9 protein-coding genes are annotated in these 13,083 nt (G+C 71.1%); 8 read left to right on the top strand and 1 reads right to left on the bottom strand.

Going from position 1 to position 13,083, the window contains the following annotated elements; all coding sequences use genetic code 11:
• Positions 1-668 (top strand): transposase (locus CEY15_RS16310; RefSeq protein ID WP_141244289.1); only part of this gene is annotated, 668 nt, incomplete at its 5' end.
• A 115-nt stretch (positions 669-783) separates the two neighbouring features.
• Here the strand turns inward: CEY15_RS16310 and CEY15_RS16315 are convergent.
• A complete protein-coding gene (locus CEY15_RS16315) occupies positions 784-1,539 on the bottom strand; it encodes a GntR family transcriptional regulator (protein WP_428844204.1) in 756 nt (251 codons plus the stop codon).
• 123 nt (positions 1,540-1,662) lie between these two features.
• On the opposite strand from CEY15_RS16315, the gene CEY15_RS16320 reads away from it, so the two are divergent.
• From CEY15_RS16320 to CEY15_RS16350, 7 genes are read left to right on the top strand one after another with little or no spacing between them, the layout of a single operon-like run.
• Entirely contained in the window at positions 1,663-2,463 is an 801-nt protein-coding gene (locus CEY15_RS16320; protein ID WP_031264374.1) for a crotonase/enoyl-CoA hydratase family protein, read from the top strand.
• Positions 2,464-2,521: 58 nt separating this feature from the next.
• Positions 2,522-5,107, top strand: coding sequence for a carboxylate--amine ligase/circularly permuted type 2 ATP-grasp protein (locus CEY15_RS16325; RefSeq protein WP_176475160.1), 2,586 nt, complete (start codon positions 2,522-2,524; stop codon positions 5,105-5,107).
• 58 nt (positions 5,108-5,165) lie between these two features.
• Positions 5,166-7,784 carry a carboxylate--amine ligase/circularly permuted type 2 ATP-grasp protein gene (locus CEY15_RS16330; RefSeq protein WP_095719317.1) on the top strand — a complete coding sequence of 873 codons (2,619 nt, stop codon included), beginning with the start codon at positions 5,166-5,168 and terminating at the stop codon, positions 7,782-7,784.
• Positions 7,777-9,654 carry an alpha/beta hydrolase family protein gene (locus CEY15_RS16335; protein WP_095719318.1) on the top strand — a complete coding sequence of 626 codons (1,878 nt, stop codon included), beginning with the start codon at positions 7,777-7,779 and terminating at the stop codon, positions 9,652-9,654. The genes CEY15_RS16330 and CEY15_RS16335 overlap by 8 nt, the downstream gene beginning before the upstream one ends.
• The gene (locus CEY15_RS16340; RefSeq protein ID WP_095719319.1) at positions 9,632-10,819 is read left to right on the top strand and encodes a M20 family metallopeptidase; all 1,188 of its coding nucleotides are present in this window, start codon (positions 9,632-9,634) and stop codon (positions 10,817-10,819) included. Before CEY15_RS16335 ends, CEY15_RS16340 begins: the two co-directional genes overlap by 23 nt.
• Before the next feature lie 18 nt (positions 10,820-10,837).
• On the top strand, positions 10,838-12,013 hold the full coding sequence (locus CEY15_RS16345; protein WP_245847677.1) for a hypothetical protein: 1,176 nt from the start codon (positions 10,838-10,840) through the stop codon (positions 12,011-12,013).
• A gap of 25 nt (positions 12,014-12,038) precedes the next feature.
• The gene (locus tag CEY15_RS16350) at positions 12,039-13,043 is read left to right on the top strand and encodes an iron-containing redox enzyme family protein (RefSeq protein ID WP_176475161.1); all 1,005 of its coding nucleotides are present in this window, start codon (positions 12,039-12,041) and stop codon (positions 13,041-13,043) included.
• Positions 13,044-13,083: the final 40 nt, after the last annotated feature.

Raw genomic sequence — 13,083 nt, forward strand, 5'->3', positions numbered from 1 at the left:
TCCGTGGTCGACGGGTGGAGTACTCGGTCGGGTTCTCCATCACCGCCCCGCTACGCCGGGCCATCACGATCTGCCCAGAGGCTGCGTGGGGGCCGGCGCTCAATCCCTCCGGTGACATCCGGGACGGGGCCGAGGTTGCCGAGCTGACCGGATTTCTCGCTCCCGGGATGCTCGCCAAGTGGCCAGACGGGATGCGGGTCATCGTCCGCCGCGAACGACCCCACCCCGGCGCCCAACTGTCGATGTTCGAGGAGATCGACGGGTGGCGCTACCAAGCATTCGTCACCAACACCGCCACCGGCCAGCTGCAATTCCTCGAAGCCAGGCATCGGGCTCACGCCCGGGTCGAGGACCGGATCCGACACGCCAAGGACACCGGTCTTGGCCGTCTGCCCTCACGCGAGTTCGCGCTCAACCAGGCCTGGTTGGTGGCGGTGATGCTCGCCGCAGATCTGGTGGCGTGGACACGGATGCTGGCCTGTACCGGCGAGGCTGCGGTTCTGGCCTTGTGCGAGCCCAAAGCGCTGCGCTACCGCTTCCTGCACGTCGCAGCCCGGCTGACCCGTAGCGGCCGGCGGCGCCGGGTGAAGATCCCCGAAACGTGGCCCTGGGCCACCGCCATCGTCGCCGTGTTCAACAAGATCGCCGCGATCCCCAAACCAGCCTGATCTCACCTGCCCGCCCTCGACATCACCACCCGGAGACCCGCCCACCGGCAGCGCCAGCCGGCACCCCCGCACGCCCTTACGCGAAAACAAGCCCGCCGTCACCCGACAGCAGCAGTCACACCGGCCCGTGAATCAGCGGGGTTGATGTGATGCTCTCGACCCGGTTGTCGTCACCGTCCGTCACCCCGTCACCGTCGCGGTCCTCGTCCCACACACCGGCGCGCTGGAGATGGGCGATGAGCAGATCGGCCCCGTTGCTGAACTCCGCGTCGATCACCGCATGGGCCGTCTCCACATCCCCGGTGCGCAGCGCCTCGAGCATCCGCCGGTTGTCGATGAGTGCGTCCGCCCGCCAGGCGGGATCATCCGCGTAGAGGCGGTAGGGCATGTAGCGGGCGGCGTTGTTGAGGAAGCGCGACAGTTTGTCCGATCGGGACGCCCGGTTGATCGAGCGGTGGAGCGCATACTGCGCACTCACCACGCGGTCCGGGTCACCCGCCGCGGCCGCCGCCTCGAACTCCTCCACCAGGCGGGCGTGCTGCCCGAGGGCCGCCTCGTCGAACCGCGTGATCGCCCGGTCGACGATCCGCCTGGACAGCTCCGCCTGCAGCCAGAAGATGTCCTCGACGTCCCGCCTGCTCATCGGGGAGACCAGGTACCCGCGTCGGGGCACGAGGTCCACCAGCCCCTCTCCGCGGAGCGTGAGGAGGGCCTCGCGCACCGGGGTCACGCTCACCCCGAGGGCGGCTGCGGTCTCGTCCAACCGGATGAAGTCCCCGGGGCGCACCTCGCCGCTCATGATCCGGGTCCGCACGTGGTCGGCGACCTCCTCGGACAGCTGTGGGCGCTGCGCGAGTCGCGTTGCGGCCATCTCCGACACCCCATCTCCGGTGAAGAGGACTGGCCGGAGGGCCCGGCCGTGAATCGAAATCAAATATATCGAACGAACGCGGAAAAACCCCCGGTGGTTCGCGCGTCCGGTCAGACTGACCTCATGACCTCCTCCGAGACCCGGCCCGCCGTCCGCACCGAGCGCCGCGATCACGTTCTGCTCGTCACCCTCGACCGCCCCGAGGCGCGCAACGCCGTCAACGGCGAGGTGAGCACCCTGCTGGGCCGGGCTCTGCACGAGGCCGACACGGACCCGGAGATCAGGGTGGTGGTGATCACAGGATCGGGTGAGCAGTCGTTCTGCGCGGGTGCGGACCTCAAGGCGCTCTCCCGGGGAGAGGACATCTTCCCCGCGGAGAACCGCGAGTGGGGGTTCGCGGGGATGATGCAGCACCCCGTTTCGGTGCCGGTGATCGCCGCGGTCAACGGCACCGCGCTGGGTGGTGGGTGCGAGATCGCGCTGGCGTGCGATCTCGTGGTGGCCGCCGACCACGCGGTCTTCGGGTTGCCGGAGGTCAGGCGCGGCCTCGTCGCGGCCGCGGGCGGAGCGTTCCGGCTGCCGGCCCAGGTCCCTCACCGGGTGGCCATGGAGATGATCCTCACCGGGGAACCGGTCACCGCCGAGCGGGCCCTGGACCTGCACCTGATCAACCGCGTGGTCCCGGCCGGCGACCTGATCGACTCGGCCCTCGGGTTGGCCGGGGTGATCGCCGCCAACGCCCCGCTGGCCGTGCAGGCCAGTAAGCGCATCGCGCTGGGGATCATCGACGGGACCCGCCCCGAGGAGGACGGGCGATGGAAGGTCAGTGACACGGAGATGATCACCGTCATGACGTCGGAGGACGCCGCGGAGGGCCCGAGGGCGTTCGCGGAGAAGCGGACACCCGTCTGGAAGGCCCGCTGAGACCGACCCCACACCCGGACCGGGTGTGTACGCCGTCTCCCCGCACTACATTTCCTTCATGGAAGCCGAGTTCAGGTCCGCGGTGATCGAGGAGGACCTCCAGGTCCTCGACACGGAGAGTCGGGAGCTGGCGCCCAGGGCGTCGGAACTACTGGCCCACCGGCCCGGCGACGTGGTCGCCGAGGAGGTACGGAACTGCGTGATCCGGACGCGCACCCGTCCGGCTCACACCGCCTCCGCCCTCCGCTCCGGGCTCCTCGCGGTACGCGAGGGGCTTCGCCGAAGTGGGGAGCCCCGCGGACTCACCGTCGCCGCCGCGGGTGCGGTGCCGCTCGTCCCCCCGGGGTCGTCCCCGGTGGACGAGAGCCCACAGATGCGGCGACTGCTGGCCGACTACGAGTTCCTGGCCCGGGGCCAGATCTACTGCGGAACCCGGATCAGGGTGGACGCCGAGGACACCGACGAGGCGGTCGCCCTGGCGTGCCGGATCGCTCCGCACCTGCCCGTATTCCTCGCACTGACCGCGAGCTCGCCCTATCTCCGCGACGGATCGGACTCCGGGTACGCCAGCTGCCGCTCGGTCTCCGCCTCGCAGTGGCCGACCACCGCGCCGGTGGCGGGCGTCTGCTCGGCGCAGGACTATCACGCACTCGTCGACGACCTCGTGGGCAGCGGGGTCATCAACGACCGCTCGATGGTGGGTTTCGGGATCCAGCCGGGCGCGGACGGGCGCTCGGTGGAGATCCTGGTGTGCGACGCCTGCCCCTCCGCCGACGCCACGGTGCTCGTGGCCGCGCTGTTCCGCGCGCTGGTCCAACGCGAGGCCGCCGCCCTGGCCCAGGGTGCGGAGCCCGCCGCACCGGTGGAGACCAGGCTCCGGGCGGCACTGTGGCGCGCCGCGCGTTCCGGGCTCGAGGGCTCCCTCGTGGATCCGGTCAGCGTCCGGCCACGTCCCGCGGCCGACGTCATCACCGATCTGGTCGACTCCCTGACCGAGCAGCTCGAGGCCACGGGTGACCTGGACATGGTGCGGGAGCTGGTCCACGACGCCCTGTACAACGGCAGCAGCGCGTTCCGTCAGCGACAGACGCTGCGTCGCCGCGGCCACGTCCAGGACATCGTGGACCTGCTCGTGGTGGAGACCGGCGGCACCAGCGGCTCCCGGTCGCCGGTGCCCGACGCGCACGCGAGGCTGTTCGGTGTCTACCTGCCCATCGAGGGACTCGACTCGGATCCGAGCTGGGACGAGGCGGTCGAGGTGGGCGGGCGACCGCGGGCCCCGTACGACCCGGTCCTGACCGCCCTGCAGAGGATCGGCACCGTGAGGCTCCGCGCCCGGCAGGTGAGGGCGGAACAGGAGGCCTCGGCCGCCGGGGTCACGTTCCGGGTCACCGGCCAGGAACGGCCCCACGCGTTCCCGATGGACTTCGTCCCCCGGATCATCACCGCAGAGGTCTGGGAGAGGCTCGCCGCGGGGATCGAGCAGCGCGCCCGAGCCCTCGACGCGTTCCTCGAGGACGTCTACGGCGAGCAGGAGTTCGTGGCGGCCGGGCACCTCACCCCCGAGGCCCTGGACCGCGCGCCGGGGTTCCGGACCGGCACCGGGCAGGCACCGGGGGCGGGCCGGGTCCGGGCCCATATCTGCGGCATCGACCTGGTGTGCGCTGACGACGGTCGCTGGCTGGTTCTCGAGGACAACGTCCGCGTTCCCTCGGGCATCGCCTTCTCCACCGCCCACCGCGAGATGACGGCGACCCTGTTCGGAGATCTGGTGGACGGGTTCGATCTCCACTCCCCCGACCAGGCGTTCCCCATGATCCGCGAGACCCTGTACGCCGCGGCCCCACCGGCGGCGGGTGACACCCCGAACGTGGTGGTGATGTCGTCCGGTCCCGCGGACTCGGCGTGGTTCGAGCACCGCCTCATCGCCGACCGGACCGGCCTGCCCCTCGTCACTCCCGACGAGGTGGTCTTCCGCGACGGGATCCTGCACCGCAGAGCCGGGGACGAGCTGGTCAGGGTCGACGTGGTGTACGCGCGGATCGACGAGGACATGCTGCTCAGCTCACCGGGACTCGACGGCGAGCCCCTCCGGGACGGTCTGCTGGACGCCCTGGCCGGAGGGCGGTTGACGCTGGCCAACGCCCTCGGGAACGGGGTGGCGGACGACAAGGCCGTCTACGCCTCGGTTCCGGCGATGATCGACTTCTACCTGGGAGAGACCCCGGTCCTCGACCAGGTCCCGACCTATCTGTGTGCGGACCGCACCCAACGCGACCTGGTACTGGACCGGCTGGGGGAGCTGGTGGTCAAGCCGATCGACGGGTACGGGGGACTGGGGATCACCATCGGGCCCGAGAGCTCCGATGCGGAGCTCGCGGCACGACGCGAGGAGCTGCTCACCCGCCCCGAGGGCTTCATCGCCCAGGAGGTGGTGGCCCTGTCCACACTGCCGACCTTCGACGGCACCCACATGCAGCGCCGACACGTCGATCTGCGTGCTTTCGCGCACCTGCGGCGCGAGGGGGGCCGGACGACGGCGCACGCGGTCCCGGCCGGTCTCACCCGGGTGGCGCCCGCCGGATCGTTGATCGTCAACTCCTCGCGCGGGGGCGGCGGCAAGGACACGTGGATCATGCGCTGACCCCGGGCGCCCCTCGGCGCGGGTGCGGACCCGGACCGGTTCCCCTACCGTGTCCCCGATGACCGACGGACAACGATGGATCAGGATCGAAGAGGAACTCCACCTCGTCGATCTGCGGACACGGCGACCGGTACGACGCGCACCGCAGGTGCTCGAGGCCGCCGACGAGACGGACGGGGGCGGCCGGGGCGGTGGCCCGGCCGGTGAGATCGACGGCGCCCGGCTCGTCTCCGCCCGGCACGGCGCGCTCCTCGTGTCGGATGTCGGCGCCCACACCGGACTCGCCGAGCTCGGAGAGGCGCTCCGCGGGACCCGATCGCGACTGGCCAGGGCGGGACGCGGGATCCGGACCGGGGTGGTGGCGGCGGGATCGCTCGCCTCCCCGGGGGTCGAGTTCGACCCCACCCCCGAGGAACCCCACCCCGCTCCGGGCCGCGAATCGCAGACCCGGGCGGCGGCGCGATTCCGGGTGGTGGTCCAGGTCGCGGATGCGGACGAGGCCCAGTACGTCGCGCGACGTGCCGTCACCGTCGCACCCGTGTTGCTGGCGATGGCCGCCAGTTCGCCCTACTGGGCGGATGGCTCGGACTCCGGGTACGCCTCCACGCGCACCTTCGAGGCACGGTGGTCGCCCGCGCACGTCACGGCCGTCGCCACCGACACCGCCGACGGGGTGCAGGCGGCGGAGGACGAGCTGCTCGACACCGGTGTGGTGGTGGGCCGGGAGTCGATCGAGGTCGACATCCGGCCCTCCCGGGACGGGTCGGGCGTGGAACTGGGGGTGTGCGATTCCTGCAGCACGGTGGACACCCTCGTCGTCGTCGCCGCCCTGTTCCGCGCGACGGTCGACCGCATCCTCTCGGGACGGAACGCCGACGACGCGTGGGAGGACCCCTCGCCGGCGGTCCTCGACGCGGCGTGCTGGCGGGCCGCGCGATCGGGGATGGAGGGCGATCTGGTGGACGTGACCACCGGTCTGCCGCGCCCCGCCTCCGAGCTCCTCACCGACCTGGTGGAGGAGGTGGCCGAGCAGCTGCGCGCCGGTGGCGAGTCCGACCTGGTCCACGACCTCCTCGACGGCATCCGCGGGGCCGGTACCTCGGCGGCACGCCAACGCGCCGCCCACCGCCGTCGGGGTCGGCGCGGTGACGTGGTGGCGGTCCTGCTGGCGGAGACCGTCGACCGGATCCGGCCGCGCGACGTGGCGGACGACCGTGACATGCGGTCCATGCTCGCCGCCTACTCGCCGCTGGGAGAGGCCGTCACCGAGGAGGTGCACGACGAGGCGATCACCGAGGACGGCGTTCCACGCCCCGAGTACGTGGACGTGCTCAAGGCCGTGTCCGACCTGGGCCCCGAGACCCTGTGCGACCGCAAGGAGAAGGTCGACGACACGCTGCGCGACCTCGGCGTGACGCTGAAGGTCTACGGCAGGGACGAGCCGCAGGTGTTCCCGCTGGACGCGGTGCCGCGAGTCATCCCGGCCGACCAGTGGTCCCGGATCTCGGCGGGAATAGAACAACGGGCCCGGGCGATGGAGCTGTTCCTCCGGGACATCTACGGTCCCGGCGAGATCATCCGCGCCGGAATCGTCCCCGCCGAGGCCCTCGATCGCGCCCCGGGCTTCCGGCCCACCGGCCGATCGGTCCCGGAGGGGAGGTTGCACGCGCCGGTGTGCGGCGTCGACCTGGTCTCCACGGCGCCAGGGGAGTGGGTCGTCCTCGAGGACAACCTGCGGATGGCGGGCGGTCTTGCCATGGCGGTGGCCCTGCGCGACCGGATCAGTGAGGGCTTCCCCGAGTTCGGTGCGCGGTCCGAGGTCCACGATCCCCGGGTCGGCCTGGAGATGCTGTCGGAGACCCTGCGTGCGGCCGCACCGGACGGCGTCGACGATCCCGCCCTCGCGGTGGTGATCGCCGAGGACGAGCGCGAGGCCTTCGACCTCAATAACGCCGCCACGGCGATCGGCGGCGAGATCGTCACCCCCGACCAGTTGACGGTCGACGACGGCCGCCTCTGGCGTGCCGACGGTGACGACCGCGCCGCCGTCGACGTGCTCTACGTCCGTATGGACGAGGAGATGCTGCTGTCGTCGGCGGGCGCGGACGGCACGGTTCTGCGGCGCGGACTCCTGAGCGCGATGGCGGAGGGCGGCGTGGCCCTGGTGAACGCACCCGGGAACGGCGCCGCGGACGACAAGGCGATCTACGCCCGCGTGCCGCAGATCATCGACTTCTATCTGGGCGAGAAGCCCCTCATCGGCCAGGTCGACACGTATGTCTGTTCGGACCCCGAGCAGCGCAGGCAGGTTCTCGACCGCCTGGGAGAGCTGGTGGTCAAACCGATCGACGGGTACGGGGGCTCCGGCATCACCGTGGGCCCGGAGTGCTCTCCCCGCGAGCTCGACGAGCGGCGGGACGAGTTGCGGCGGCACGGTGAGAGATTCGTCGCCCAGGAGGTCCAGTCCCTGTCCACACTGCCGACGTTCAACGGTCACGAACTCCAGCGCAGGCACGTCGACATGCGGGCGTTCGTCATGCTCCGCAGCGGCGCCTCGGGTGAGATCCTCGCCTCCGCCCCGCCCGTCGCACTGACACGCGTGGCCCCGGCGGGCACGATGGTCGTCAACGCCTCGAGCGGGGGCGGGGGAAAGGACACCTGGATCCACCGTGCATGACACGACCGAGATCACCGAGGAAGCGGAATCGCTGGATACGGCCGGCCCGCCCGACGACGCCGCCGGGGGGCCGGGGGAGATCCGGCACACCTCCTCGCCGTGCCTGTCCCCGGACGGGTCGATGCTGGCGTGCGTGGTCACCGAGCGCACCGGTTACCCGCGGGCGGTCCAACGGCCGCTCGGCCTCGGCGGCCTGGATGGCGCCGGGCCGGAGCGCGATGTCGTCCTGCCCGTCAACGGACCGGTCCGACGCGTCGCGTACTCGCCCAACGGCAGGTGGCTGGCCTGCGAGGTGGCCCCCGACGGTGGTGAGCGCGAACGGATCTGGCTGGTCACGACCGACCCCGCGGACCGGGACGTCTACCCGATCGACACCCACGACGACGCCACCGAGCAGATCGTCTGCTGGGACGGCGATCTGCTGGCCCTGACCGCCTTCGACTCCGAGGGGATGGCCGAGGGCAGGCTGGTGGACCCGGAGACGGGTGAGAGCACCGTGGTCGACCGCCGGATGGGGGGCGCTCTCGTTCACGCCCGGGACGGGGCGGCTCTGTTCCGGGTGGGTGCCCGCGGTCACCGCGAGTTGCTCCGAATCGTCCCGGACGGCCGGTGGTGGCCGCTCCTGCCCGTCGACACCGGGTCGACCACCGACGCCGGCGTGATCCTCGACGCGGGGGGCGAGAACCGGCCGATGAAGATGCTCGTGCGCAGCGACCACTCCGCGGAGCGCATGGGTCTGCTCGCCGTGGAGGCGGACGAGGAGAGCACCGAGTCCTGGACGGTGGCGTACCGGGAGGATGCGGACCTGGACCGGGTGGAGGTGAGTCTGGACCGCTCGACGGCGGTGCTGCTGTGGAACGTGCGGGGCGGGCTGTCCGAGCTGGAGGTGTTGGACCTGCGCAAGAGTCGTCCCCGGACGATCGCCCGACCTCCGCTCCCCGAGGTGGTCGCGACCTCGCCCACGCTCACCGCCGACGGCCGTCTGCTGGCGCTCACTGTGCAGAGCCTCGATCAGCCGCCGCGCATCGTCATGTACGACGTGGAGCGACGGAGGTGGACGGGGGAGCCGCCGAGGCAACCGGATCCGGCGCCGCTCCTGGTCCACTTCGCGGCCCGGGACGGTCTGGAACTGTCGGGCTGGCTGTACCGCGCGGATCCCGCCGACGAACCGACCCCCACGGTCGTCCACCTCCACGGTGGGCCCGAGGGACAGTCCCGGCCGGGGTACAACGACCTCGCGCGCCGATACCTCGACATCGGCGTGACCTACTTCGCGCCCAACGTGCGCGGATCCACGGGGTCCGGACGCTTCTTCAGCCACGCCGACGATCGCTACGGCCGCTTCGCGGGCATCGACGACGTCGAGGACGCGCTGCTGCATCTCGTCGAGGAGGGCATCGCCGACCCGGACCGGGCGGTGGTGTCCGGCCGCTCGTACGGCGGGTACCTGGTCAACGCGACCCTGGTGCGGCATCCGGGGCGATGGCGCGGGGGCATCGCGGCGTGCGGCATGAGTGATCTGCAGACCTTTTATCGCACCACTGAGCCGTGGATCGCCGCCGCCGCGTACCCCAAGTACGGCAACCCACTTCAGGAGCGTGAACTGCTCAGGGAGGCCTCGCCTCTGCACCTGTACCACCACGTGGACGTGCCCGTGCTCTTCGTCCACGGCGCTCACGACACCAACGTGCCGCTCAGCGAGACGGAGCAGGCGGTGGAGGCCTTGCGACGCCGCGGTGTACCGGTGGACGTGTTGCTCTTCGAGGACGAGGGTCACGAGTTCGTGAAATTGGCCAACAGGCAGCTGCTCGGGGACCGGGTGGTGGACTTCTGTCAGGAGGTGTTCGGTGTTCGGACGAAAGAAGAGTGACACCGCCGACGCGGGCGGGTTCGAGGGACGACTGATCGGGTGGCGGCGCCACATCCACGCCCACCCGGAGTTGTCCTACGAGGAGACCGAGACCACCGACTACATCGAGGGAGAGCTCCGGTCGATGGGGCTGCGACCGCAGCGGTTCCGGATCGGCACCGGCCTGTGGTGCGATGTCCCGGCCGCCGAGGGCGCCACCGAGACGGACGTCGTGGCCCTGCGCGCGGACATCGACGCGCTCGCGATGAGCGAGGACTCCGGCGAGTCCTTCGCCTCGGAGGTCGACGGGGTGGCCCACACGTGTGGACACGACGGCCACACGGCGATGCTGCTGGGCGCGGCCGAGATGCTGGTCGCCGACCCGCCGCCGCGCCCCGTGCGCCTGATCTTCCAGCCGGCCGAGGAGACCATGCCGGGCGGCGCCAAGGAGTGTGTCGAGGAGGGCGTGGTCGAAGGCGTGGACCGCATCCTCGCGCTGCACTGCGATCCGCACCGGCGCGTCGGCGAGGTGGGGGTGACGGGCGGCGCCATCACGTCGTCCAACGCCAAGATCGGAATCACGGTGCACTCGAACGGAGGCCACACGGCCCGTCCGCACGAGACCCAGGACACGGTCTTCGCGCTGGCGCAGATCATCACGGGGGTGACCGCCGTGGTGGACCGGACCATCGACCCGCGCTCGGGCACGGTCCTGACCTGGGCCTCGGTCAAGGCCGGGGGAACGGCGCCCAACGTCATCCCCGACTCCGGTCAACTGTGGGGCACCCTGCGCAGCGCCGACCGCGACGTCTGGGCCACGGCGGAACCCGTCGTCCGCGGGGCCGTCGAGTCGATCGCCGCGACGTACGGGGTCCGCGCCGAGGTGGAGTACGTCCAGGGCGTGCCACCGGTGGTCAACGACCAGGCCTGCGCCGACCTCGCGGCGTCCGCCGTCGAGAAGGTACTCGGACCGGACGGGGTGGGGACGGCTGTGCAGTCCAGCGGCGGCGAGGACTTCGCCTGGTACACCGAGGAGATCCCCGGCGTCTACCTGCGGTTGGGGGTGTGGGACGGGGAGTCCGAGGAGACCGACCTGCACCACCCCGGGTTCGTCCTGGACGAGGCGGCACTGCCCCACGGTGCCCGGATCTTCGACGCGTTCGCGCGGCTTCACCGCGGGGAGTGACGGCGGGGAGTATCAGGAGTGAGTGAGCGCGAGCAGAGTGACGAGGGGACGTACTCGACCGTCGGACTCATGGCGGACCCCGGTGCGCCCGACAGGGTGGCGGCCGCGATCGCGGACGACCTCGCCGACGATCTGACCCGCGAGCTCGGGGGGAGGTGGCGGGTCGAGGTCGCCCGGGAAACACTTCCGCTCGGTCCGGACGGCGAGGTCCGACTCACCGAGCACGCACCCCGTCTGTTGCAGCAGCACTCGTGGGATTTCGTCGTCTACCTGACTGATCTGCCGAGCCGATCCGGCGGGGACCCGGTGTTGTACGACGTCAGCGGCTCCACTGCCGCCGCGCTGGTGTGTCTTCCGGTGCTCGGCGTGGTCCGGGTGAGGGCGAAGGTCAGGGCGCTCCTTCGTCGCCTGGTGAGGGCGGGCACTCGCCGGGACGGTGTCGGCCCGTCCGGATCGGACGATCTTCCCCCCGCCACGTGCAGCGGGGCGATGAGCAGGATCCGGCTACTCGGAGGGATGGTGCTCAACAACAGGCCCACCCGGATGGTGACAGGATTGGCCGGTGTCGTCGCCGCCGGGGCGGGCACCGGCGCCTTCGGCGTCTTCTACGGCAGCATCGCCTCCCTGGCGGTGGCACTACATCCGATGCGGTTGCTGCTGATCGGCGTGCTGGGTGTCCTCACGCTGGTGTCTTGGCTGATTCTGCGCAACGGGATGTGGACCCGTTCCGATGACGAATTCGGACCGGGTCATCGGCGGATGGACAACGCGGCCACCGTGCTGACGGTCGGCGTCGGTGTGGGAATCATGTTCCTCGGCCTGCTGGTGGCGATGTTCGTGCTGGCCATCGTGGTGTTGGACGCCGGCTACCTCGAGACCCAGCTCGGGCGGCCCGTCAGTGTTTCGGATTACTTCCACCTGGCGTGGCTGTCCACCTGCCTCGGGGCGTTCGCCGGCGCGCTGGGGTCGAACTTCGACGACGAGGACGTGGTCCGCGCGGCCACCTACAATCTCCGGTGGCACGAACGCCGCACGATGTTCGACGACTACCAGCGTCGAGCCGGCGAGCGTCGGGAGCAGCGGGAGCGCCAGCGGATCGAGTGCGAGAACTCCGAGGACTCCGGGAACCCCGGGCTCCGGGAACTCCGAGGGCTCCACGAACGGCGCCGGGGGGACGTCCACGGTGGAGGATGACTGCCCGAGAGGGTAGACAAGTCACATGACAGCCGCCCCGACCCAGATCGCGTCCCCGGCCTCCGCCCCCGCTCTGCCCGTCGGCAGCGGGCCGCTCTCGGAGGCCGTGGTCACCGCGCTGGCGACGGGCCGGACTGATGGGCTCCCGGACGTCTCGGCGGACACAGATCCGATGGGTCGCGACCTCCAGCTCGCGCTCTACACGCTCTATGAGCTCCACTACCGGGGCTTCGCGGGCGTGGACTCCGACCTGGAGTGGGACCCCGAACTCCTGCGCCTCCGGCGCGCGCTGGAGACCCTGTTCCTCGATCACCTCCGGGGAGCGGTCGAGCCGGGTGACGATCCCGTGGCCGAGATGGACGCACTGTCCGTCGAGGCGACCTCCGGAACGGGCCCGTCCTGGTACTTCAAGGACGAGGGCACCTGGGACCAGCTGCGCGAGTACTTCGCCCACCGGTCGCTCTATCACCTGAAGGAGGGCGATCCCCACGCGTTCGCCATCCCGAGGCTGGAGGGACAGGCCAAGGCCTCGTTCGTCGCCGTGGAGTTCGACGAGTTCGGCGGCGGGCACGGGGAGCGGGTCCACCAGCAGCTCTGGGCCGATCTCATGCGCGCCGCGGATCTGGACCCCGGTTACCTGGGGTACCTCGACCGGGTGTCGGCGGCGACGCTGTCGACCGTCAACCTGATGTCACTCTTCGGGTTGCACCGGTCCCTCCGCGGCGCCGCGATCGGGCATTTCGCCGCCATCGAGATCACCTCGTCCCCCGGGTCCGCGCGATTGGTCGCAGGCCTGCGCAGGCTGGGGGCGCCGGAGGAGTGCGTGCACTTCTACGCCGAACACGTGGAGGCCGACGCGGTCCACGAGCAGGTGATGCGCCACGACGTCGTGGGGGATCTGGTGAACCGGGAGCCGCATCTCGCGGCGGACGTGGTGTTCGGGATGCGTGCTCTGGACCACCTCGACGAGGTGGCGGCAGGTGAGATGCTCGCCGCGTGGGGCCGCGGGGAGTCCTCGCTGCTGCCCTGACGCAGCGTTCGTTTCCCGCTCACACCGCCGCCGCTGCACC

This window comes from Dietzia natronolimnaea, from assembly GCF_002289575.1.
GTDB classification, from domain to species: Bacteria; Actinomycetota; Actinomycetes; order Mycobacteriales; family Mycobacteriaceae; genus Dietzia; species Dietzia natronolimnaea_A.

Excerpts from the sequence above, each read along its gene's own strand:
- CEY15_RS16320 (WP_031264374.1), top strand. The coding sequence starts at position 1,663 with ATGACCTCCTCCGAGACCCGGCCCGCCGTCCGCACCGAGCGCCGCGAT.
- CEY15_RS16325 (WP_176475160.1), top strand. The coding sequence starts at position 2,522 with ATGGAAGCCGAGTTCAGGTCCGCGGTGATCGAGGAGGACCTCCAGGTC.
- CEY15_RS16330 (WP_095719317.1), top strand. The coding sequence starts at position 5,166 with ATGACCGACGGACAACGATGGATCAGGATCGAAGAGGAACTCCACCTC.
- CEY15_RS16315 (WP_428844204.1), bottom strand. The coding sequence starts at position 1,539 with ATGGCCGCAACGCGACTCGCGCAGCGCCCACAGCTGTCCGAGGAGGTC.
- CEY15_RS16350 (WP_176475161.1), top strand. The coding sequence starts at position 12,039 with ATGACAGCCGCCCCGACCCAGATCGCGTCCCCGGCCTCCGCCCCCGCT.